The 23,352-nt window shown below is 60.2% G+C and carries 22 protein-coding genes; 13 read left to right on the forward strand and 9 right to left on the reverse strand.

Going from position 1 to position 23,352, the window contains the following annotated elements:
* Window positions 1-16: 16 nt before the first annotated feature.
* The 4 genes from LDN90_RS10825 to eda form a co-directional block, all read right to left on the reverse strand.
* Complete coding sequence (locus LDN90_RS10825) at window positions 17-829, reverse strand: sugar phosphate isomerase/epimerase family protein (RefSeq protein ID WP_223949279.1); 813 nt, start codon at window positions 827-829, stop codon at window positions 17-19.
* 115 nt (window positions 830-944) lie between these two features.
* Complete coding sequence (locus LDN90_RS10830; protein ID WP_223949060.1) at window positions 945-2,381, reverse strand: MFS transporter; 1,437 nt, start codon at window positions 2,379-2,381, stop codon at window positions 945-947.
* A 308-nt stretch (window positions 2,382-2,689) separates the two neighbouring features.
* Window positions 2,690-3,232 carry an AAA family ATPase gene (locus LDN90_RS10835; protein WP_223949061.1) on the reverse strand — a complete coding sequence of 181 codons (543 nt, stop codon included), beginning with the start codon at window positions 3,230-3,232 and terminating at the stop codon, window positions 2,690-2,692.
* Window positions 3,232-3,879 (reverse strand): bifunctional 4-hydroxy-2-oxoglutarate aldolase/2-dehydro-3-deoxy-phosphogluconate aldolase, encoded by a 648-nt coding sequence (gene eda, locus LDN90_RS10840; protein ID WP_216923437.1) that lies wholly within the window; start codon window positions 3,877-3,879, stop codon window positions 3,232-3,234. Before eda ends, LDN90_RS10835 begins: the two co-directional genes overlap by 1 nt.
* Window positions 3,880-4,087: 208 nt before the next feature.
* Between eda and LDN90_RS10845 the strand changes: the two genes are divergently transcribed.
* The 9 genes from LDN90_RS10845 to LDN90_RS10885 all read left to right on the forward strand — a co-directional run bounded on the left by LDN90_RS10845 (window position 4,088) and on the right by LDN90_RS10885 (window position 12,171).
* Window positions 4,088-5,008, forward strand: a complete 921-nt coding sequence (locus tag LDN90_RS10845; RefSeq protein WP_223949062.1) for a Gfo/Idh/MocA family oxidoreductase — start codon at window positions 4,088-4,090, stop codon at window positions 5,006-5,008.
* Window positions 5,001-5,996 (forward strand): LacI family DNA-binding transcriptional regulator, encoded by a 996-nt coding sequence (locus tag LDN90_RS10850; RefSeq protein ID WP_223949063.1) that lies wholly within the window; start codon window positions 5,001-5,003, stop codon window positions 5,994-5,996. The genes LDN90_RS10845 and LDN90_RS10850 overlap by 8 nt, the downstream gene beginning before the upstream one ends.
* A complete protein-coding gene (locus LDN90_RS10855; RefSeq protein ID WP_223949064.1) occupies window positions 5,993-6,559 on the forward strand; it encodes a VOC family protein in 567 nt (188 codons plus the stop codon). The genes LDN90_RS10850 and LDN90_RS10855 overlap by 4 nt, the downstream gene beginning before the upstream one ends.
* 3 nt (window positions 6,560-6,562) lie before the next feature.
* Window positions 6,563-7,462, forward strand: a complete 900-nt coding sequence (locus tag LDN90_RS10860) for a sugar phosphate isomerase/epimerase family protein (protein ID WP_223949065.1) — start codon at window positions 6,563-6,565, stop codon at window positions 7,460-7,462.
* Window positions 7,462-8,454, forward strand: a complete 993-nt coding sequence (locus LDN90_RS10865; protein ID WP_223949066.1) for a Gfo/Idh/MocA family oxidoreductase — start codon at window positions 7,462-7,464, stop codon at window positions 8,452-8,454. Before LDN90_RS10860 ends, LDN90_RS10865 begins: the two co-directional genes overlap by 1 nt.
* Before the next feature lie 89 nt (window positions 8,455-8,543).
* Window positions 8,544-9,707, forward strand: a complete 1,164-nt coding sequence (locus LDN90_RS10870; protein WP_263426286.1) for an MFS transporter — start codon at window positions 8,544-8,546, stop codon at window positions 9,705-9,707.
* Between the two features lie 134 nt (window positions 9,708-9,841).
* Window positions 9,842-10,828, forward strand: a complete 987-nt coding sequence (locus LDN90_RS10875) for a Gfo/Idh/MocA family oxidoreductase (RefSeq protein ID WP_223949067.1) — start codon at window positions 9,842-9,844, stop codon at window positions 10,826-10,828.
* 134 nt (window positions 10,829-10,962) lie between these two features.
* Window positions 10,963-11,712 carry an SDR family oxidoreductase gene (locus LDN90_RS10880; RefSeq protein WP_216923459.1) on the forward strand — a complete coding sequence of 250 codons (750 nt, stop codon included), beginning with the start codon at window positions 10,963-10,965 and terminating at the stop codon, window positions 11,710-11,712.
* 6 nt (window positions 11,713-11,718) lie between these two features.
* Complete coding sequence (locus tag LDN90_RS10885) at window positions 11,719-12,171, forward strand: VOC family protein (RefSeq protein WP_216923461.1); 453 nt, start codon at window positions 11,719-11,721, stop codon at window positions 12,169-12,171.
* Window positions 12,172-12,281: 110 nt separating this feature from the next.
* Here LDN90_RS10885 and LDN90_RS10890 read toward each other — a convergent pair whose 3' ends face one another.
* From LDN90_RS10890 to LDN90_RS10910, 5 genes are all read right to left on the reverse strand, one after another.
* The gene (locus LDN90_RS10890; RefSeq protein ID WP_223949068.1) at window positions 12,282-13,142 is read right to left on the reverse strand and encodes a carbohydrate ABC transporter permease; all 861 of its coding nucleotides are present in this window, start codon (window positions 13,140-13,142) and stop codon (window positions 12,282-12,284) included.
* A complete protein-coding gene (locus LDN90_RS10895; RefSeq protein ID WP_223949069.1) occupies window positions 13,139-14,071 on the reverse strand; it encodes a sugar ABC transporter permease in 933 nt (310 codons plus the stop codon). Before LDN90_RS10895 ends, LDN90_RS10890 begins: the two co-directional genes overlap by 4 nt.
* Before the next feature lie 55 nt (window positions 14,072-14,126).
* Window positions 14,127-15,383, reverse strand: a complete 1,257-nt coding sequence (locus LDN90_RS10900) for an extracellular solute-binding protein (RefSeq protein ID WP_223949070.1) — start codon at window positions 15,381-15,383, stop codon at window positions 14,127-14,129.
* A 376-nt stretch (window positions 15,384-15,759) separates the two neighbouring features.
* Entirely contained in the window at window positions 15,760-16,737 is a 978-nt protein-coding gene (locus tag LDN90_RS10905; protein WP_263426287.1) for a substrate-binding domain-containing protein, read from the reverse strand.
* Window positions 16,738-16,822: 85 nt separating this feature from the next.
* Complete coding sequence (locus LDN90_RS10910; protein ID WP_223949072.1) at window positions 16,823-17,896, reverse strand: LacI family DNA-binding transcriptional regulator; 1,074 nt, start codon at window positions 17,894-17,896, stop codon at window positions 16,823-16,825.
* A gap of 311 nt (window positions 17,897-18,207) precedes the next feature.
* Here LDN90_RS10910 and LDN90_RS10915 point away from each other — a divergent pair, with 311 nt between their 5' ends.
* The 4 genes from LDN90_RS10915 to LDN90_RS10930 are packed head-to-tail and all read left to right on the forward strand — an operon-like array spanning window position 18,208 to window position 23,330.
* The gene (locus tag LDN90_RS10915) at window positions 18,208-19,743 is read left to right on the forward strand and encodes an ABC transporter substrate-binding protein (RefSeq protein ID WP_223949073.1); all 1,536 of its coding nucleotides are present in this window, start codon (window positions 18,208-18,210) and stop codon (window positions 19,741-19,743) included.
* A gap of 30 nt (window positions 19,744-19,773) precedes the next feature.
* Window positions 19,774-20,712, forward strand: a complete 939-nt coding sequence (locus LDN90_RS10920) for an ABC transporter permease (RefSeq protein WP_223949280.1) — start codon at window positions 19,774-19,776, stop codon at window positions 20,710-20,712.
* On the forward strand, window positions 20,709-22,469 hold the full coding sequence (locus LDN90_RS10925; protein WP_223949074.1) for a dipeptide/oligopeptide/nickel ABC transporter permease/ATP-binding protein: 1,761 nt from the start codon (window positions 20,709-20,711) through the stop codon (window positions 22,467-22,469). Before LDN90_RS10920 ends, LDN90_RS10925 begins: the two co-directional genes overlap by 4 nt.
* A gap of 3 nt (window positions 22,470-22,472) precedes the next feature.
* Window positions 22,473-23,330, forward strand: a complete 858-nt coding sequence (locus LDN90_RS10930; protein ID WP_223949075.1) for an ATP-binding cassette domain-containing protein — start codon at window positions 22,473-22,475, stop codon at window positions 23,328-23,330.
* Window positions 23,331-23,352 lie beyond the last annotated feature (22 nt).

Consider the following 23,352-nt stretch of genomic DNA (forward strand, 5'->3'; position numbering starts at 1 on the left):
TGCCCTCCAGCCGGAGCTAGCCTTCGAGTTCCCAGCCGTGGTTCTTGAGGTCTTGCATCGCCTTCGCAAATTCTTGTACGGGCTTTTCCTCGCGGATGATCTCAAGTACGACGTTGTTGACTCCGCAGGTGTCCCTGACGACGCTGCCCAGCCCGTCCCAGTCGATGACGCCTGTGCCGATAGGGTCGTGACCCCAAGTATCCGTGCCGGTATCGGAAATATGCACGAGTCCTATGGATTCGTGGTGCTCACGAAGACTGGCCACGGGATCCTCTTCGATGTATGCGGCATTCGCCACGTCGTAGACGATCTTGACTGACGGGTCGTTAATTGTGCTGACAACACCTGCCAGGTCTTGAATGGTGGGGGTGAAGCAATACGGTGTGTTTTCAAAGAGCAGTCGTGTGCCACCCTGCTTGGCCAGTGGGATGAGACTTTCCAGGCTCTCGTACATCCATCCGTAGGTGTTTTCAAGTGAGGGTGAAATCATCGGGCGGCGCGTGCCGGGTGATATGACAACCTCGGGTACGCCCCAGTCGGCAGCCAGCTCAATCACTGACTTGATGTGATCAAAGCTTTTGCGACGCATGTTGGCGCCGGGGCTGGCCAGGTTAACGTCATATCCGCCAGCGTTCAAGGACCTGATTTTGGCGCCGTATTGGTTCAGTCTTGCTTTGATTGCCGTGCGCTCGGACTCTGGTAGTTCATCCGGCCAGCAGTGCGGAGAGCTGACTGGAACTTCGAACGTTTTGTACCCATTGTCGACAAGTTCGGCTATCGCATCGATTGCCTTCGCTGACCAAAGATATGAAAACGTATTTATAATCATGCTGTTCACGTCGTAAAAGTCCTCTCAGTTCCGGCGCCATGTAGAAGAAGGCTTCCCTTCATAACGCACTATGAAATTTGCGCTGCGACCGAGCCGCCACAACTCCGCCGACCGTCTATTTGGAGTGCGTGGATACGTCGACCATCGACGTCGTGCCTGAAACCCGCTGCTTGCCTTCGAGTACCTCGGGGTCAGCCAGTGCCACCGTGGAGCGGTCGCCGCGGTTGCCGGTCTCCGGCAGCGTGAAGTAGGCGACGAGGCAGAGGCCAACGACGACGATCATGTAGACCGCGACGAGCATCGGCTGCCCGGCACCGACGAATGCGGCGGCGATCAGCGGCGCAGTACCACCGAAGACGGCAATCACGATCTGGTGCGCGAAGCCGATGCCTGATACACGGACGGATGCCGGAAACAGTTCGGCCTGGATGGTTGGATACACCGACTGCCAGATACCGAGAACTACCCACCCGGACGCCGATACCAGGACGTATACCCAGAAGCCCGGCTGGTTGAGCAGTAGGAGCAAGGGGTAGAAGAGAACGATCATGCCGATGGCGCCGATGATCGGGAAGATTTTGCGTCGGCCGAGTCGATCAGAGAGCGCGCCGCAGACAGGCACGATGATCACGAGCAAGGCGAGCCCGATGACGCTCCCGGCCAGGGTGGAGGCCAGGTCCCGCCCGGAGGTCAGCTTGGCGTAAGTGGGAAGGAACGTCGCCCAGGTGTAGTAGGCCACAGCCGGCGCCGAGAGGGCCGCTGCCTGAAGCAGCGCCTTCGGGTGTTCGCGAAGCAGGTCCATCAGGCGGGCTGCAGCGGACTTCTGATCGACGAGGGCCTCGGCCTCAAACTCGGGGGTTTCTTCTGCCCGCGCCCTCAGGATTAGGCCGACGATGCCGAGGAAGCCTCCCACGACGAATGGGATGCGCCAACCCCAGGCGGCGAGGTCGGCGGTCGAGAAGGATGATGTCACCATTGCTGCGGCGCCGGTCGCGGCGAGGGTCGCGAGGCCGCTCGCCATGTTGGTGAAGGAGCCGAACAGACCCCTCCGGTTCGCAGGAGCGTGTTCGACCATGAATGCGATGGCGCTCTGTCCCTCGCTGCCGGCCGAGATGCCTTGGAGGATGCGAGCAACCAGAAACAGGACCGGCGCTGCGTAGCCGATGGTCGCAAACGAAGGCGTGAGGCCGATGAGGAGCGAGCCGAGCGCCATCCCGGAGATGGACAGCGTAAGAATGACCCGGCGGCCGAAGCGGTCGGCCAAAGGAGAGATGATGATGCCGCTCAGAGGCCGTACAACGAACCCGACGGCGTAAGTGAGGAGTGCGGCGATCAGGGAGGCGAACGGGGAATCGCTTGGGAATATCTGCGACGAGAATACTGCCGCGAGCAGCCCGTAAATGTACCAGTCGTACCACTCAACGAAGTGGCCGATCGTGCCTGCCACCATGTTCAGGGTGCGGCGCGGATGCGTAGACGTTTCGGGACGTCCCGAAGTGTCGGGACGTCCCGAAGTGTCGGGACTCCCGACGGCTTCTTTTGAGGTCTTCATTGAACTCTCCATGTTTTCACGTTTGGCGCTGTGGTTATGGTGCTTGTTCTGGGCACCTGGTGTGCGGGGCAGGGCCGCCTGTAAATGGGTCCGACCGGATACCGGATGCCGAGAGCGGCGGTCGGTGCGGCGCAGGGGGCGCTGCTTGCTTTATAGCGGAAATCTTTCAAAGACCTCCAGGTCCCCGAATGAGATCGGTTGCTGAGATCGGTTGCATTCAACGATACGGATGGGGTGTGATGCTTGTCAATGCCCGTTCCCTCCGCATCATCCAAGCCAATGCCACTGATACCCCACCCGCGGCCGCATCAATCGACGGGAAGGGGAGCCTCGTTATTGAGGTCCTGAAACTGGACTCCGGACCAGGCGCATTCGAGGCTGCCATAAGTGGCCCAGTAGTCATCCCAGTGTGCAAGCTTCCACTGGTCGCGCTCAAGGCCACGGCGGGTGAGCCGCGAACGCAGAACGTCCTGCGGCACCCGGACCCGTATCACTGTGATCTCGGGGGAGGGCCAGTTGAAGTCGGTGGCCGCCCGGGTCAGATAGTTCGGGTCGCCAAAATAGGCCCCGAAGGGGGCATCGAGGACTACGGAGCGGCCGAGGCGCAGGTTTACTCCTGCCACATCCATGAGAGTCTCGTACTCAAGGGGCAGCAGGTTGGCGCGATAGTAGTCATTGGACTCACGGTCGGTTGGGTCATGCCCCGTGGCAGTCAGTGCGAACTCGACAAAACGGCCGCTCACCCGGTCCTTGTCAAGGTATGCCGCCTTATGCTTCTCAGCCGTTTGTTGGGCAATCGTCGTTTTTCCTGAGCCGGCCGGTCCAATGACGATGAAGACTTCCGGGGACATTATCGGCGGGCCTCTGCTACTGCGGCGAGGAAAGACCGGGCTGCTTCGGTGACGCGGGTAAAGTCGCCGTCCGGCTGCCATGCCTTTGTCACGTAGCTGCCCACGCCGACCCCTGCCACACCTGCGGCGAACCATTCGCCCACATTTTCCAGCGTTACACCACCTGCGGGCATGATGGGCAGATGTGCCAGTGGTGCCAGAACTGCCTTCGCATAGGCCACCCCGCCGGCTTCGGTGGGGAAGAGCTTGAGGATGTCAGCGCCTGCCTCAGCGGACTCGACGAATTCCGTCGGCGTGTACGCTCCGCTGATTGTTGGTACCTGGTACCGGTTTGCTGTGCGGATCATCGCGGGGTTCAGCTGGGGGCTGACCAGGAACTCGGCGCCGGCGCGAATGCACTCGTACGCGGAGTGTTCATCGAGCACAGTCCCCGCCCCGACGGCCACGCCGCTTGGTCCGTGCTTTGCTGCCAGGCGGCGGATCACGTCTACGGCGCCGGGAATCGAAAGGGTGATTTCCAGTGCCCGGAAGCCTCCCTCGATGGCAGCCTCCGCGACCTTTTCGGCGATTTCGGCGCTCTCAAGCCGAACGATGAGGACGGCCCCGGACTCATCGATGGTCTGCAGGGTGCGAAGTTTCTTATACATGGTGGCCTCTCTCTGGCCGGGTGACGTCATTCTCTTGAGCCAACCCCGGCTCTATTGATGTTTCGTTGACAAACTCTCCCACCATCCATAGTGTTATTGCAACCGATCTCAGCAACCGATCTCATACAAGGGGGTATCGCGGTTGACTCATGTACGAACAATCATTCTCGGCGCTTCCCATTGGCATGTGCCGCTCTGCGCACAGGCCATGGCCGAAGAACACGAAGTCATCGCAGTAGGCGACGATGATGTCTCCCGTGTGCAGGTAAAGAGACTGGCCGACGGCTGGGGAGCGCCGGTTGAAGCTGACTGGCGGAAACTGGTGGATTTGCCCGACGTCGGGCTCGCATATGTGTTTGGTCCCCACGAGGGAATGGCAGAAAAGTGCATGGCCTTGATCGAGCGGGGCATTCCATTTGTGGTGGAAAAGCCATTGGGCACTTCGCTTGGCGAGCTTTCCACCGTGCGCCAAGCTGCCGAAGCAGCTGGTGTACCGGCCACTGTGCCCCTCGTCCAGCGCGGCGGACCCACAGAGAAGTGGTTGGCCAAGGCCGGCAGGCCCACCTACCAGCGAGCCTCATTCATTGCTGGCCCTCCGGGCCGGTATCTCGACAATGCCAATCCGTGGATGCTGGACCCGGTCAAGGCCGGGGGAGGCTGCCTCGCAAACCTGGGCCCGCATTTTGTTGACCTGTTCCTCAGAGGGTGCGAGGAGTCTGCAGCGCAGGTGGATTCCCGACTCTCATCGGTTCTTCACGGCCAAGCTATCGAGGACCATGCCAGCCTGATCATCACCACGCCGGAAGGACGCGAAGCGATTGTGGAGGTGGGCTACGCATTCCCTGGTTCGCCGCTGAAGCGGTATTGCAGCTTTACGTCCGTCGGTGACACTGGATTCGCCACCGTTGATTCCGATGGCACAGCTACTTTCACGGCCTTGGACGGAACCACGGACGTCGACAAGATCAACGTGGACAGCGACCCTCTCTACGATCCATTTGTGCGCAGCGTCGCCCGGACACTGGAAGATGGATTCCGGGGCCTGCCAACGCTGGCCCAACTCGAAGATGTCATGCGCCCCATTTGGCAGGCCTATGACGACCAGCACGGAGGAAGAGAACATGCCTGACTTGAGTATCGACGTCGTCGCAAAAGCGGCCGGTGTCCATCGGTCGACGGTCTCCCGGGCCTTCTCACGCCCAGAGGCGGTGAAGAGCGAAACACGCGAGCACATCCTCCGGGTCGCCGAGGGGCTCGGCTACACGATGAGCCCGCTCGCACAGGCGCTGCGCCGGAAGACCAGCACCATCATTCCGCTGATTGTGCCCGATATCACCAACCCCTTCTTCGCAGAACTTGCCAAAACGATGACACAGGCAGCAGACGAGCGCGGCTACCAATTGATGCTTTGCGTCACCAACGGGGATCCGGCCAAAACCGATGGATATTTCACGGCCATGCAGGCCATGTACGCCCCGTTCGGGATCGTTGCTCCGTCGACAAAGGTAGATACCGAGGCGCTGAAGCGCTTCGCCTTCGGCCACAAGGTTGTGGTGATCGACCGCGTGGAGGGCGACACCTCCGTGCCCACCGTCACGGTTGACAGCCGCCGAGGCATCATGCTTGCACTGGAGCACCTGCACGGTCTGGGGCACACCCAGATCGGCTACGTATCCGGCATCGCGGGCACGCACACCGCTCAGGATCGGATGGACGCCTACTTGGAACTCACGGCCCGGAGCGGTAGCACACCTATAGTGCTGGACAGCGGGTCTGATCTTGATGCGGGCACCCGCGGCGCCGAGCATTTCCTGGACATGGACAATCCGCCAACGGCTATCATCGCGGCCAACGACATGGTGGCTTTTGCCGTGATCTCGGCGCTGGGTAGCCGCGGCGTGCGGGTGCCGGAAGACGTCTCGGTGGTCGGATTCGACGGTCTGGCTCTTGGTTCCCGGTTCAACCCTGCCCTGACAACGGTCCGCCAGCCGATCGCTGACATGGGGCACATTGCCATCGAACTGGCTGAAAAACAAAATCTGGACGGATCGGTGGATCATATCGTCCTCGAGCCTGAGCTTTTGGTCCGGGCTTCCACCTCGGGGCCGCGCAAATGAGCGGGGTACAGGAGCAGAGGCTCCGGCGTCTGCCGGGACTCCAGCACACAGACCACGTCGGGTTGACGGTTCCAAACCTCGAAGAAGGCATCCGCTTCTTCGTCGACGTCCTCGGAGCCGAAGAGTTATATCGCTCCGAACGCGGGCCCGACGAAGAATTCATGCCCACAAACTTCGAAGTCCCTGCAGATGCCAAGCTCACACTCGCGATGCTGCGCCTGCCACCAAACCTCAACATCGAACTTTTCGAATGGAGCAGCGCCGAACGGCGAGAAACGCCACCGCGGCACTGCGACGCCGGTGGCCACCACTTGTGCTTCGTCGTGGACGACGTAGATGAAGCGATCGCAGTGCTGCAGGAAACACCCGGGGTACGCGTGCTCGGTGAGCGCAAGGAAGTCGCCGGCGACAGCCCCCGGGTAGCCGGCAACCGCTGGACCTACTTCATCACCCCTTGGGGATTGCTGATGGAAATCGTGGATCGATCCCGCGTCGCAGCCCCACCCCGGCTGGTCGGTCCTGCGGACTGGACAGCACCTCCAAACACTCCAGAAAGGACATAAACAATGCGGCTAGCCGGTCACACACTAGGCACCCCGGACCACACGGTTCCCCAAGCAATTGATCTATTCCGAGCCGCAGGGCTCGATGCCGCCGAAGTCATCTACCAGAATGACTACAAATCCGGATTGCCTTTAGGTGACCGTCGTGCCGCGATGGAGGCACTGAAAGCGGCTGAAAACGCAGGGCTTCCCATCGTAGGTCTGACGCCCTACACAACCGCCATCAACTCCCTCGACGACGCTGAATGGCGCACAGCTGTCGATGAATTCCGTGGCGCCATAGAAACCGCACACCTGCTTGGCGCCGACCGGGTCCGTGTCTATGCTGGCTCGTGGCACCCCGGAGACAACGACCACGATGCGCGGTGGGGACAACTGCGTAGGGCGTTGGAGACCCTTGCACCCGAAGCAGGCCAGGCCGGTGTTCGCCTATGCGTGGAAAACCACTTCGGCACCATGACCCAGACCGCGGCGGACACCGCTGCCCTTGTCCGGGAAATTGCCCATCCGGCCGTTCGCGTCCTCTATGACCAGGCGAACCTGACATTCACGCACGATGAAACCTACGAACAGGCCTTCGCCGTCCAAGGCGACCTTATCGGTCACGTCCACGTGAAGGATCTTGTCTTCACAGATCCCAACGCGGCCTTCCGCGCCACAGAAACAGCCAGGGTCAACGCCTCAGAGCGGGCAGTCCGTTCACGCGTCGTCGGAAGCGGCGTCGTTCCGTGGTCCCAGATCCTGGCTGCGTTGCTGCAGCACGGCTATGACGATGTGCTGAGCATCGAGCTCGAATACCGTTGGCACCCGCAAGACCTCCCCGCGCCCGAGGACGGATTCAGGGAATCCGTATCCGTTCTGCGCTCAATGCTCACCGATCTTGCTGAAGTAAGGAACGCCTGATGAACACCAACCGCCTCCGTGTCGGCGTCATCGGCGCTGGCAACATTGCCACCATCGCCCAACTGCCCACCCTCGTTCAACGCGACGACGTGGAATTGGCCGCGCTGGTGTCCCGGCGCGAAGATCCGAGCAGCCTGGTCCGACGCTGGGGCTTCAACGCCGCCTACAAATCGGTGGAGGACATGCTTGCTGCGCAGGAGCTGGATGCCGTCTTCGTGCTGACGCCACGATCCGAGCATGCCCATGCCGTCCAGCTCTGCCTCAGCCGCGACGTGGACGTGTTCTGTGAGAAGCCACTGGCTCCAGCGACCGATGAAGCAGAACGCCTGGCAGATCTCGCCGACGAGCGGGGACGGATACTGATGGTTGACTTCAACCGCCGCTATGCGCCCGTCTACACGGCCGGCCGGGAAGCTTTTGGCGACAAGGGTGCTACCTTCTGCGTCGCTCAAAAGAACCGCCCTGGATCCGAATACCGTGCAACATTCGAGAATGCAATTCACATGGTCGATCTCCTTCGCTGGTACTGCGGAGGCGAACCAGAACAGGTCGCCGCCCACGCCGCAGGTGAGGACCCCTGGGAAGAAGACGGCGTCGCAGCGACCATCCGCTTCAGCACCGGCAACACCGGCGTCCTGATGGCCGCCCGTACAGCGGGGGCATGGAACGAGAAGCTGGACGCCTATGGTGACGGCAAATCCGTCGAAGTCAGGGCACCTGAAGCGGTGTCCACCACCATCAACGGCATCACGACATCGCGGGAGCTGAGCGCCGAAGCGTACGGCTGGGCCACTGCGACAGACACCCTCGGGTTCTCTGCCGCCGTTCACCACTTCCTGGACCGGGTCGCTGACAGGGCACAGCCGCTTACCTCGGGCCGCGAAGCTGTTCACACCCAGCGCCTGCTGGACCAGATTCTCGCAGCCGCCGGTTTACCGACAGAAGAACAAGCCGGGCGGGAATGGGCCAGCCACGCAGTCAACGCAAGCTAACAGCAGAGAGACGGCCATTCCGGGGGCGTCTCACTGCGCTTGCAGGCATCCTGCTGGTGGCTTTCAGCGCCAGAGAAGCGGTGTCGGCAGTGTCCCCGCTCCTTGGCCAAATAAGCGCCGACCTTCCCTTCGACGCGGTAAGCACAGGGATCCTTGGGATGCTGCCGACGGCCGCCTTCGCAGTGATGGGTTTCTTTGCCTTGCCGCTCCTGCGGCGTATCCAGCTCGAACACCTTCTACTGATTGCCATCCTGCTGACAACATGTGGTCAGGTCGGCCGCGCAGCGGGATGGAATGTGTTGGCATTCCTGGTGTTCACCTGCATCGCCATGCTCGGGATTGGCCTGGTCAATGTCGTGGCTCCGCCTGTGTTGATGAAGTACTTTCCCGACAGAATCGGGATTCTCGCAGCGCTCCATGTCACGCTCCTAGGTGTCAGCACGGCCGTGGCCGCCCAATTTGCCATTCCTTTGGGAAATCTTCATGGGTGGCGGTTCTCCACAGGAATTTGGGCTGTCCTCAGTACGCTTGCCGCGATCCCTTGGCTGATTCTTCTTCGTTTAGCCAACCGGACCGTTGCCCACTCCGGGACCTCACTAGCCAACGATAGGCCGTCGACCCCTGCGAACTTGGTCAAACCCTGGAGATCATCGATCGGCTGGGGCACTGCCTTGATCTTTGCTGGTTGCTCCAGCAATACTTTTGCGGCGCTCGCTTGGCTTCCTGTTGTTCTCGTCGACAGGGGAATGGGACAGGAAGCTGCTGGCTCCATGCTGGCCCTCTATTCGATCCTCGCGTTGCCGGTCGCCCTGACTGTGCCCCTGGTTGTCGTAAGAATGCCCCGCCCCCTACCTATGGCGATCCTGTTTGTCGTCGCCTTTGCCATGGGGTACGGGGGCATCATCTTCGCTCCGCCAGCCACTGCAGCGGTTTGGGTTGTCTTGGCGGGACTAGGCCAAGGCGCATATTCCTTTGCGTTCACCATTATCAATAAGCGAACACGCACGCAATCCGGCTCAGGAAGTTTATCCGCGTTCGCCCAAGGAGCCGGCTACGCACTCGCAAGCGCAGGCCCATTCCTTTTCGCGCTCCTGCACCGTCCAAGGGACGGCTGGCTGCCCTCGTTCGGCATGCTCGGTGCCTGGCTCGTAGTGCTTGTGGCAGGGGCAATTATGGTCAATAGGCCACGCATGCTGGAAGATCAATTGCCGGTTCCAAAGCCCGCTCCGAAAACAAAAGTAAAGGGTCTCTAACACCCCTTTCTTACGACACCAAGATATGCCGATGGTCCATCAATCCGATCGCATTGGCTTATTGAATGCACTCAAAGGAGAGATTTCATGAGTAACTCTTTCACCCCCGGTCGGGCCTTCGCGGGGTCTGTCTCATGACGACGGCGGCACGGGCCCCGCGCGTGGCGGTGGTCGGAGCGGCGGGCTGGGCCGGGTCCCGGCATGCACGGGCATTCGCCAATGCGGGTGCCAATGTCACCCACCTCGTGGACAAGGACGAGCGTGCGTTGGCCTTGGCCCAGGAGCTCGGTGCACTCTTGGTGCCCGGTGCCCAGAAGCTCCATTCTGATCAGCTGGACCTGGTGGTTGTGGCTTTACCTACAACTCTGCAACCGGCCATCTGTGCGGATCTGCTGAACAAGGGATTCCGGGTGCTGACGGAAAAGCCGGTGGCGGCGGACGCAGAAGGTGCTGCCATTCTTGGCGCCGCCTCGGGAGTGGACGAACGACTCATGGTGGGGTACACACTCCACCAGCATCCGTGTGCTCCACTCGTCTCCCAGTGGGTCAGGGACAACAATGTGATCGCCGTCAATGTTCGATCGGTTGCCCATAAGCAGAACGTCGACTCATGGCGTGCTGATCCGAAAGAGGGAGGCGTCGCGGTAGTCAATGGCATTCACGCCATCGAACTGGTCTCATCGTGGTTTGAGGGTGCCCCGAAAGTCCTGGCCACCAGCGCCAGCAGCAGCCTCTACGGGTCTCCGGTACCGGAACATGTCGTTTCCACACTGGAATTTCCCTCCGGAGTGGTGTTCACCATGCAGAGCTATTGGTCGCCCTGGCAGGAGCCCCAGGGCCTGAATCAAGGCGATTGGAGCCTTACCATCGATGTCCTTGCCACCGCGGGGCGGTTGCTGTGGTCCAACGATTCCCTTCGCATGTGGGACCGTGACGGCGGCCAGTACGAAAAGACTTTTGCCCCCTCCGATCTATTCCTCCGGCAGGCAGAATCTGCGCTGAGGTTCTGCACGGGCGAAACGCCTGCCGTTACATTCGCCCAGGCACTCCGCGCCACAGAAATCGCCGATGCAGTCCGGGCAGGGGCAGCCTCTGGCGCCAAAGAGGTGATAAGCCCCTAGCAGCACCAAACACGAACAAACGGCAATCGCCCGGACTGAGCAATATCGAGTAAGGAAATGACAATGAAGCAAGCACCTCACGCTCCGACCATGGGAGCACCGCTGTTAAGCCGCGCCGAGAGCGGAGCGAACCGATGAGCCTCAAAGACCAGGTGGTTCTGGTAACCGGGTCAAGCGGAGGAATCGGCGACGCCGCGGTCAGCGCACTCACAGCAGCAGGAGCAATCGTTATCGGCGCCGACCGTTCCGCCAAGGAGGACCAGTCACTGGAGGCGTTCTACCCCCTGGACATCACCGCGCAAGAGCAATGCGCAGCAGTCATACAGGACATCCAAGCCAAGTACGGCCGCGTAGATGTCCTCGTCCACGCGGCCGGAGTGCTCGGCCCCACCCCGGACATCATGGACACAACCACTGAAGAGTTCGACTCCATCCTGAGGATCAACACGACGGCGACTTTCACGATGGTACGCGAGACCTCGAAATCCATGCTTGAGACAGGCACAGCCGGCGCGATCGTGGTCCTGTCCTCAGTAGCGGCCAAAGAAGCACGCCTCAACTATCTGCCCTATAACGCGAGCAAGCTCGCCGTCCTTCACATCATGTGGTCCTTTGCCGAATTGCTCGGACCCGACGGCATCTCCGTGAACGCGATCGCACCAGGGCCCGTGAACACACCCATGTGGGCACAATTCGCCCGGGACTCCGGCCCGGACGCGGCCGCCAACCGTGCGAAGCGGGCAGCACAACTGCCGATGCGTCGCTTTGCCGAGCCCGAAGAAGTTGCCCGCGCCATCCTGTTCCTGTCCGACCCCGACAACCGTTACATCACGGGAGTGTCCCTCGATGTGGCCGGCGGAGCACATTTGGGAATAGGAAGCTGACACATCATGCGACATCACCACACTGCTCTGCACGTTGCGGACCTCGAGCGCAGCGCCCGGTTCTACGAGAAAGGGCTGGGCTTTACGCGTTTGAATGAGTGGACGTCGGGCCCCTACGTCGGCGAACTTTACGGCCGTCCTAACGTCAAGGTCAAAGCAATGATGCTCACTGCCGGTGACGGATCCTTTCGGCTGGAACTCGCCCATGCTGAGCCTCTACTGCCGGCTGTCAATCCATCAGAGGCGCAACCGGGCACGGCTCACCTTGCCTTCACAGATATCGATGTGCGAGAGGTGTACGCCAGGATAACAGCGCTTGGTTACAGCGCGGTGTCCGAACCCGTTGCACCGACTTCAGGTCCCATCGCAGGCGGGTGGCTGGTTTACCTCCTCGATCCGGACGGAAATCGCGTAGAGCTGATTCAGTCACCCGACTGGCGCTCGAGCGAAGACTCATAAGTCACTCACTTCGGAATCATTAGCAACACCGCAGGCCCCGTAACCGCTGGAGGCGGTTACGGGGCCTGCTTGTTGAGTTGTCGGACCTTGCGGCTGAACGGTTGCTTCAGCTACCCCTTGACTCCGCCGGACGTCATGCCGGCAACAAACCAGCGCTGGAACGCGAGGAAGATTGAGAGAACGGGAATGAAGGCAACGACGATGAATGCGGCGAAGAGTCCCCAGAAGCTACCGAAGCCGGTGGTTATGTATCGCACTATGCCGTTCTGAACGGTCTTCATGTCTTCTGTGGTGGCAAGGACGGTGCCCACAAGGAAGTCGTTCCAAACGAAAACGAAGATGAAGATGGCTACGGCAGCGATACCGGGGCGGATGAGTGGGAGGATGATGCGCCACAGGATCTGCAAACGGGAGCAGCCATCGATTGCCGCCGCTTCCTCGATTTCGACCGGTATGTTCTCGATGAAATTGCGCAGAAACAGGATGGTTTGTCCACAGATGATCGCTGTGTAGACGATGATCAACATCGGGTAGGTGTTGATCAAGGCGGTCTTGACGAACATGGAGTACAGCGCGATAAATACCACGATCGCCGGGACCATGGACAGGACCAGAATCCCGGTCATCAAAGTTTCCATGCGGCGGCTCCGGTACCTCGTGGCCACATACGCCGCCGGGATACAAATGGCCAGTGCAAGGACGATAGAGCCGCCGGCATAGATGAGGGAGTTCACGAAGAAGCGGATGTTGGTCGATGTCAGGAGACCAACATAGCCCTCGGGGGAGAAGGGGGCAGGTATCCACCTTGGTGGGAATTCCAGGGTGCCCGAAGCGGTCTTCAGCGACGTGGACACAATCCATGCGACGGGAGGCAGAACCACAGCGGCGGAGAGAATGACGTATGCCCAAGCAGGGACTGCCCGCATGAAACTGCCCAAGCGTCGCTGGCGGCGCGGGGTTGTGATGCTCACAGGCTTTCCTTCCGTCGGAAGCGAATGGCGACGAGAGTCAGGACGATGTTTACAGCGAAAAGCAGGATTGCCGTTGCTGAGGCTCCCGACAGATCAAACTTGTCAAACATCTGGTTGTAGACGCGCATGGACAACGTCTCCGTAGACCCGATGGGGCCTCCTCGTGTGGTGACCAGGATGATGGTGACCATCTGCACATAGAGCATGAGAAGAACTACCACGACGGAGACTATGGTGTTGCGCAAGTAGGGGAGCGTGATGTTCACAAATCCGTGCCAGGCTCCGCCGCCGTCGACTTTGAGGCTTTCGCGGAGCTCTTCAGGAATTGTTTGAAGGGCGCCCAGGAAGAGGAGCATGGCTTGCGGGTACGACCACCATGCCGTCATCAGAGTTACTGCAACAAGCGCGCTGGTCGGTGATGAGAATACATCGGTGGGACCGAACCCGAGGGACTTGGTGATGGCTGAGGCTGGACCGTAGTTGGGGTTGAGGAACCAAAGCCAGATTGTTCCAGCTGTGGCCTGTGACATCAGCCAAGGCAGCAGGAAGAGGCTCCGGACGGAGCGCTTGAAGCGGTGGAGGTTGTTCAGCACTATCGCAGACAGAAGCCCGGCCGGCAACGCGATGGCCAAGGCACCGAGCGAAAATACCAAAGTTGTCCATATGCGACTGGGCAGGTCGGAATCTGAGAACAGCCGGACGAAGGAATTCAGGCCGGAGAATTTGCCGATCTGGTAATAAGTTGTCTCGTGGAGGGCCGTCCATGCTGTGTAGATGAGTGGCCCCACAAAAACAAAGAGGAAGACGGCGCTGACCGGGACCACGTAAAGCCATACCATGCGGTCCCTACGGATGCGGCGAACAGTTGGGGTGCCTGAGGGGGAAGCCGCGGTCTTGCGTGGGCTGCGGGTGGGGCTTTCTGTTGACATTATCTGTTCCTTCCCAGGGGAGCCTGACTTCTCAGGCTCCCCTGATATCGGGCGGCTATTTCTTGTTGGCCGCATCCTGCGCGGAACGGATAAAGTCGTTGCCTGATGAGCCGTTGAGAGTCAGTTTCTGCCCGGCTTGGGAGAGGCCCGTGGCAAGCGCGGTCCACGTGTTGGAATATGTGCGTGGCTCACTGTTGGTCTTGACGTAGGCTGCGATGTCGTTGACGGTCTTTGCCTCAGGGGTGGAGAAGAACGGTTGCTGGTAGGTGGCTGCGCGGGTGGGTACCTCACCACCAGTTGCCATGAGGGCACCGGCTTCCGGCCCGGTCATGTACTCGATAAACTTCCAGGCGGCCTCGGTGTTCTTGCTGCCATTGCCTATGCCCAGGGTCCACCCGATGGTGGTGCCCGTCGTGTCTCCGGTGCTTGCTTTCGGCAAGGCCGTCCACTTGAGGTCCTTGTTCTGCGTGCCGAAGGAAACCGCTCGTTCCGTGCCCAAAACCGCCATGGCGACCGTGCCGCTCGCCATACCGTCAGCTACGGTGCCGTACGTGTCTGAGACGACGTTGCTACCCAGCGCCTTTGCGTCCCTGAGCTTGGCCAGGAAGTTGCCAAACTCGTTGCCTTTGGCCGTGGCGAAATCAGCTTGTCCATCTTTGTTCCAGATTTCCTGGTCAACCTGCGACATGAAGCAATTGAAGAAAGTGCTGATGATGGCTGAATTGTCCGTGTCCGAGAAACCGGTCCCGAAGCCGGTGTATCCAGCGGCGGCAGCCTTTTGGGCAACCTGGACAACCTGGTCGTACGTGGTGGGAACGGTCGCACCGATCTGGGAAAGGATCTTTTCGTTGTAGTAGAGGGCGCAGGTTCGGTATTCGTACGGCACCGCAACAGTCTTGCCGTCCGGCCCAGCGAGAGTGTCCGTTGGACGCAGCCAGTCGGTGACCTTTGAAGCAGCATCAGGCAGCGGGGAGTAGACGCCGGCGGAGGCCATCTGGGGAACGACTGGAGTGAACATCTTGAAGACGTCAGGAGCCTGACCGGCTGCCGCAGCTTGCGGGAGCCTATTCAACATATCGCCCAGCGAAACAACGGAGAGGTTGATCTTGATGTCGGGATTGGCCGCCTCAAACTTGGCAATGTTTTCCTTGAGAGCCTTTGAGCGTGGGTTATTTTGGCTGGGATCAAGGAAGTCCCAATAGTTCAGCGTCACGGGCCCTTTGGGTTCCGAAGCTGAGGGGGAGCAGCCACTGAGGGCAAGGCCGGCTACGACGGCTGTGACTAGTGCCAAGCCCCATCGCTTGTTGATCATGAATTTCTCCTGTGGACTGAGTTGCTAATGCGGGAGCGAGCCGTGCTCAAACGACGCCTACTGGACGCGGGCCACCGTCGGTAGGGAGGAACCGGTCGGTCATCGAGTCTCTCCTTTGAGATCGGTTGCATTTATGAAAATTGGCAGTGAGATCGGTTGCTGAGATCGGTTGCAATAAACTTAGAGCCGAAGGAAGGCTCTGTCAAGGGAACAAGTGCTGTGGATTTTCACCGTCTAAATGTCACGGAGAACCGGGCCGTGGCAGGTGGTCGGCTGAGGAGGGTATGGATGTAATGTTCAACGGCGGCAGCATGCTCTGTTGGGCAGGTGACGTGGGAGGGCGATCAGGTTTGGTGGGTTGCGTCGGTCCGGCTGCTTAGGTGCCGTGGCCTTCGGACCTTCGTTTCCTGGCGGGACCGATGGATTCACGCCGTATGATCTGGGTGTCCAACGCGGCGGGTAACGGCGATTTGGGTGGGTTCCGGGTTTGTCGGATGAGGCCCATCATGCTTCTGGCACCCACGGCTGCCTGATCCATTCGAACCGTGGAAAGTGACGGGACGAGGAAGGAAGATTCTTCCATGTCGTCCCAGCCGACAACGCTGATGTCCTCGGGGACTTTGAAACCATTGTCATGGAGTGCCCGGATCACGCCGATTGCCATCTGGTCATTGGCGGCTACAACGGCTGTGACCTGCTCAAGAGCTGCGATGCGTTTGCCGGCCGCGTAGCCTGAAGCCAGGGTCCAGTCGCCGGACTCGATGCCATGGGAGGTCACGCCAACTTCGATGATGGTCTCGGAGTAGGCGGCGGCGCGTCTACGGGCCGCGGTCCAATCGTATGGGCCAGCAACATGGAAGAAGTCGCTATGACCCAGCGAAGCAAGGTGCCGCACGATGGCTCCGATAGGGGAGCCATCGGCAAGGGTGCCTGGTGCGGGCAGTACGTCGTCATCGTCGCCGGCTACAACAAGTGGTGGTTGGCTCACTAACGGGCCGGAGACAGACCTTGGCGATGGCGCGAAGGAAAGGACTCCGGCGACGTCCCCACCGGAGAGCAGCCGGCGGAATTGCGAGTCGGCTGCCTCAGGATGTCGGTCCAGGATGACAGTCTCCACGCGGTATCCATGGGCCTGCGCGGCAGCTTTTGCGCCGGAGATCATTTTGGGTGGGACATGAATCGAGTGGTGCGGAACAACGACAAAGATCTTGTCGGGCTCTCCTGACCGGAGTGCGCGGGCGGCGAGATTTGGAGTGTAGTGGAGCTCCGCCAATGCTTTTGCGACTCGCTCTGCAGTGGCCGGCCGGAGGGCGCTGCCGCCCTTGATGTATCGGGAAACCGTCTGGTGTGACACGCCTGCAACCGAGGCCACGTCGTATAGGGTCGGTCGCCGTTGCTTCGAATCGTGTAAGGAGGCCGGCATGGGTGACAAAGTCCGTTCAGTGCTGAACCGAAATCGGCGTGGCTTGATCGACGTGCCCAGGCGCGGCGCTCGTTTTGCGGGGTACCAATTGGGGTGCAATCACGTAGTGCGCCGGTTGGGTCCTGCCACCGATGCGCTCCAGGAGGAGCCTTGTGCTGTTGGCTCCCGTGAGCTGGCCGGATTGATCCACGGTAGTTAGCGAGATCCGACCGATGGCGGAAACGTAAATGTTGTCGTACCCGGCGACAGTGAGCTCCTCCGGGACCTGAAGTCCCCGCTCTTCGGCGGCGCGCAGGACACCGAGCGCGGCGATGTCCGCTCCGGCGAAAATTGCCGTGGGCCGCTCATCTCCAGAGAACGCCTGGATCGCTGCCTCGTAGCCGCCGACCTCCGAGTAGGTGGTTTCCACGACCTTCGGGACAAGTCCGTGGCGCGTCATGGCTTGTTCGTAGCCATGCCTACGGGCAGTATGCGACAAAACGAAGGGCTCCAGCCCACCAGAGGGCATGCTCGTATGGACGATTCGTTCATGGCCGAGGGAGACCAAATGGTCAACCATCAGGCGGGCGCCCTGGTACTCGTCGTCAACGACGGTGTCAAAATTGGCGGCAGTGCCATGCCGTGCCACAACCACTGTCGGGATCTTGGCGCCCAGCTCCTCAAGCCAGTCTGCCTCCATCCAAGGGGCGACAAGAATGAGACCGTCCACCTGGCGGTCCATCAATGCTTCTATACTTCGCTTCTGCCGGGCGGGGGAGAGCCCGCCCGCGATGAGTACCTCTTGGTAGGGCGTACCCTCAAGGGCGTCCGTAATTCCCTGAACCACTTCAGGCTGGAACGGCGAACTCATTTCCACGATCATGACCCCGATCGTGTACGACTTTCCACGCATCGCCCTGGCGCCGGCGTGCGGCCGATAACCCAGCTTCTCGATGGCAGCCGTGACGCGCTCCCGCATTTGCGGGCTAACCCCGGAGGCGCCCCGGATGACCTTTGAAACCGCGGAGAACGACACGCCTGCTTCGCTGGCAACGTCTTGAAGAGTTGCCCGGCGTGGTTTTTCCGGGGATGTGGTTTGTTTGGGTGTCACCCTCGACCCCTCCTGTCTGAGTTCATAGCTAGGTCAGTGTATCGCGTTGGACAACGTTGCACTATAGGCATGAAAAATTTAGCAGTCGAGGGTCTGTGCATCGAGAGGCAAAAAATCAAAAATCGGCGTCCCTAAAGGCTTCTCTAGGTACTGCTGTGAGCTGAACAACAAAAGTCTCTTGACGGTCTCAGGAGTCTGGCTTACAGTTCTTACGGACAACGTTGCACGCTTTTGGGTTCCATGTCACCGACTGGAGAATTTGGCGGCCGTTGCTGGCAGCGTTCCTGCCCTCAACAACAAAGGAGTTATTCATGCGACGCACACGACGACGTGCTCTAGTCGCCCTTGCGGCACCCTTGGCCGTGGGGCTTGTAGCCTTGACGGGCTGCACGAGCGGTGGCCAGACGGGCGGTACGAATGGAAGTTCGACCAGCAAAGACATCCTGACCCTCGGTATGACGGCTGACATTCAGGGCTGGGACCCGGGTGTTCAGCCCGGCTACCAGGGGTGGAGCGCTGACGCGGTATGGGATTCCCTGTTGCGATGCGACAAGAACGGCAAGCCGGAGGCATCTCTGGCCGACAAATGGGAAATCAGCGCCGATCAGAAGACGGCAACCCTCCACCTGCGTGAGGGCGTGAAATTCTCGGACGGGACCCCCGTCGATGCTGCTGCGGTGAAGACCAACGCTGAGTACTATGCCACTGCCGGAGGTGCCTCCAGCCGTTGGGCCGGAATAACCGTCACAACCCCCGACACGCAGACTGTAGCAATCTCCTGGCCGGTTCCCAACCCGCTGCTGGCCCTGCGCATGTGTGAGGCCAAGGTCGCCACCCCTGCATCCATCCAGGGCAAGAAATTTGATGTACCGGTCGGTTCCGGGCCTTACATTCTGGATGTTGCCAACACCACTCGCGGCTCCGTCTACACGTTCACTAAGAACGACTCGTTCTGGGACAGCAGCCGTTTCCCGTACAAGAAGCTTGTCCTGAAGGTCCTGGAAGACGAGACAGCGGCGGTCAACGCCCTGAAGACCGAGCAGATCGATGGCACCATCGTTTCCTCAGCAACACTTGAGGAAGCAAAGGGCGCTGGCGAGAACATTCAGACGCTGAAGGGCAGCAGCACCACGCGCCTGTTGATTACCGACCACCTCGGCGAGAAGATCCCGGCCTTGGGCAACCTCGATGTCCGTAAGGCCATGAACATGGTCTTTGACCGTAATGCGATGTCCGAGAAGTTGTACCAGGGGCACGCATCACCGGCATACCAAATCTTCCGTGAAGGAAGTGACGCCTACATCCCGGACATGAAGGACCCGTACCCCTTCAACGTCGACGAAGCCAAGAAGCTCATGGCGAAGGCCGGCTACGCTGACGGGTTCACCCTCCAGATTCCGACGATGACCGGCCAGGGCCACGAAACACTGATGCCGTACATCACCCAACAGCTGGCCCAGATCAACATCAAGGTTGAGCAGGTTGCATTGTCCGGACCCAACGCCATCTCCGAGCTTCTCAGCGGCAAGTTCCCCGTACCGCTGTGGCAGCTGGGCAACTACGGCGAATCCCTCCAAGACATCACCGACTACGTCCTCAAGGACGGCATCTGGAACGTCTCCCACCAGCCGGACGCCAAGGTTGACGCGCTGTGGAACACGGTCCTGACGGGATCCGACACCGAACGCAAGCAGGCTCAGCAGGACCTTAACAAGTACGTCACCGAGCAGGCCTGGTTTGTTCCGATGGCCTACATGGACCGCTTCTACGCATCCAACCCCAAGGTCAACGTCCAGGAATCCAGCGACTTCTCCGGTCTGCACCCGCTCCTGCGCGACTTCAAGTAACCGGACACAAGAGACCCAGCGACCACAATGATGTTATCTCTACTCAAAAGCCTTCTCCGCTCCGCGGCCATACTCCTCCTTGTCAGCTTTGCAACCTTCTGTCTCATGTTTGGCAACGGAACAGGAATTGCCAGGGCCATCCTGGGCTACCAGGCCACAGAGACTGATGTCCAACGCAAAGTGGTCGACCTGGGCCTCGATCGCCCTTTGCTTGTGCAGTTCGGCGACTGGCTGGTCAATGCGGTCACCGGCAACCTTGGCGAATCGTTCTTCACGGGGCAGACCGTGACGTCCGCTCTTTCGACGAGGGTGCCGGTGACCCTGACACTGGTCATCCTTACCCTGATTTTTACTTTGATCCTTAGTGTCCTCCTGGGTGTCGCAGCAGCCGTGTACGGCGGCTGGCTGGATAAAGTCCTCCAGTTCGTCTCCGTTCTGGGTGCAGCCGTTCCGCCGTTCATTATCGCTATCGCCCTGGTTTTCATGTTCGCCATATCCATCCGTGCCTTCCCCGCCACAGGGTACGTTTCCCCCGACCGCAGCTTCAGCGGTTGGATTCTATCGGTCACGTTGCCAGTGGTGGCGCTTCTCATCGGCTCGGTTGCCAGCGCGGCCAGCCAATTCCGTGGAGCTGTCCTGGACGCGCTCTCCAAGGACTTTGTCCGCACGTTGAGGGCGCGTGGCCTCAAAGAGTCCCACGTGATTTTCAGACATGTTCTCCGGAATGCCGGGGGCCCAGGCCTAACTGTCCTGAGCCTTCAAACCTTGGGCCTGCTCGGCGGAGCAATCTTCGTCGAACAAGTCATGGCACTTCCCGGTATGGGGCAGATGGCCAATCAATCCGCTCAGCAGGGTGACGTACCCATGGTCATGGGAACCGTCGTGGTGACAATCATCATCGTGCTGGTGGTCAACTTCCTTGGCGATCTCGCCAACTCCGTCTTGAATCCGAAAGCGAGGACCCGATGAGCGCCGAAGCAAGCATGATTGAGACTGAAGCCGAGGTCCCCGCGGCGGGCCGTTCCGTCCTGCGGCGCCTGCTGACAAACCCACAAGGCATAACCTGCATCGCGTTCCTCCTGCTGGTCATCCTGTTCGGGGTCCTTAGCCCCCTGCTGGCCCCTTACCAGCCCAACCAGGCGGACCTCAACGCAGTGAACGCCCAACCATTCTCGGAAGGGCACCTGTTCGGTGCCGACCGCGCCGGCCGCGACATCCTTTCACAGCTCATGTGGGGTACCAACGGCACCCTCCAAGGATCGTTATTGGTGCTCGCGATCGCAGTCCTGCTGGGCGTCACCACAGGCCTCCTGTCCGGCTTCTACAGGGGCAAATTCGAGGCCGTCGCGGGATTCATCACGGACCTCATCATGTCCCTGCCCAGCATCGTCCTGCTGATTGCACTCTTCGCCTTGACCGGGCCAAACGTCATGGTAGCGATGGCAGTTTTCGGTGTCCTCGTTGCCCCGACGTATTACCGTCTGGTTCGCTCGGTCGTTTTGTCCGTCCGGACTGAGCTATACATCGATGCAGCAAAAGTCGTCGGTCTCTCCGACCAACGCATCATTGGCCGGCACGTGCTGTGGGCCGTAAGGGCCCCCGTCGTTATCCAAAGCTCCTTCGTCGCAGCGGCAGGCATCGCCATACAGGCCGGTGTAGAGTTCCTCGGACTCGGCGATCCGGAACAGCCGTCGTGGGGTGGCATCCTGCAGAACGCGAACAGCAACATATATAACAACCGGTTCGGAGTGCTATGGCCGGCGCTCCTGATCAGCCTCACGATTCTTGCCCTGGTTCTTTTGGGGAATGTGCTGCGCGATGTCCTACAGTCCTCGGCCCACAATAAGACCTTGAAGAGGTCCCGCCGCCGTGCACTGCTAAATGAAGCCCAGTCGGCGCGCACAACGTCCTCCCCGGCCAGGTCCGAAGAAGCATTCCTATCCATCCGTGGGTTGAAGGTGGGCTACCCGGACGGCCCGGACCACGTCCGCACAGTCGTACACGGCGTCGACCTGGACGTTCGCCGCGGTGAAATCCACGGACTCGTTGGCGAGTCAGGATCCGGGAAATCCCAGATGGCCTTCTCAACGCTCGGCATCCTCCCCAAGGAAGCCCTCATACTCGGCGGCAGCATCTATCTGGAGGGCGAAGACCTACTGGCGGATGACAAAGCGCTCAAGAACGCGCGCGGCCGGCGCATCGGTTACATCCCGCAGGAGCCCATGTCCAACCTGGACCCCTCATTCACTATCGGCGCCCAGCTCGTCTACGGTCTCCGGGCCGTCAAAAAGATCAGCGACAAGCAAGCCAAAGCACAGCTGATCGCACTTTTGACACGCGTTGGCATCCGCAACCCCGAAAACGTCATGCGCCTCTACCCGCACGAAATATCCGGAGGCATGGCGCAGCGAGTCCTGATCTGCGGTGCTGTCGCCGGAGACCCCGACCTGATCGTCGCCGATGAACCAACCACTGCCCTCGATGTCACGGTGCAGGCTGAGGTCCTTGAACTCCTACGGGAGCTCAGCACTGAGCGTGGCCTGGCCATGATCCTTGTCACCCACAACCTAGGCGTTGTGGCAGATCTTTGCGACACCGTGAGCGTCATGAAGAACGGGCGGATTGTGGAACGAAACGACGTCGAATCCTTGTTCAGCGACCCCAAGCAGGATTACACAAAAGTGCTTTTGGAATCGTCGCGCAGCGTAGAACTGATGGAGGCGTAAAGCATGACTATTCCCATACTTCAGGTCGAAAATCTCGTGGTGACCTATACCGGGCGCGGCGGGCTTTCCAAGAAGGTCATCGATAATGTCAGCCTGGAACTGAACGCCGGCGAAACTTTGAGCCTGGTAGGTGAATCCGGATCGGGCAAGACAACCATCGGCCGCGCCATTCTCGGGCTCGCACCCGTCACTGAAGGTTCCATCAAATTCCGTGGCGACACCATCAGTAACATCTCCCGCTCCCAGCGGCGGAAAGTGGCCCGGGGTATTCAAGTGGTCTTCCAAGACCCTTACTCGTCGTTGAACCCTTCCATGACGGTCGAGGACATCCTCGTGGAGCCCATGGCAGCCGCCGGTGCAACCGGTGGCCGCCAACGGGTGAGGGAGCTGCTCGACTCTGTCGGCCTACCTGGCGACTCGGGCAGCCGCTACCCGAAAGAGTTCTCCGGTGGACAGCGCCAGCGTATTGCCATTGCACGGGCACTGGCTCTGGATCCTTCAGTCATCATCTGCGACGAACCCACCAGCGCGCTGGACGTTACCACTCAGGCCCGTGTTCTTACCCTGTTCAAGGAATTGCAGGAAAAGACCGGGGTTGCGTACTTGTTCATCAGCCACGACCTGGGTGTTGTGAACTCCATCAGCAACCGCATCGCCGTGCTGTATCAGGGCTCGGTGGTTGAAATCGGCGAAGCCAACCAGGTTGCCCGTGCACCACGCCACGACTACACACGCAGCCTGCAAATGGCAGCGCCAGTGGCAGACCCGAAAAAGCAACGCGAACGCCGAGCCGCCCGCCTCCAGTTCCTGGCAGCTGAAAACGCCGCGGAATCTCCCAGAGGCGCGTCCGCACAGCTCTGACCCTCCCGCTTAATCAGCTGAC

The sequence above is a fragment of the Arthrobacter sp. NtRootA1 genome, assembly GCF_019976975.1.
GTDB lineage: Bacteria > Actinomycetota > Actinomycetes > Actinomycetales > Micrococcaceae > Arthrobacter > Arthrobacter aromaticivorans.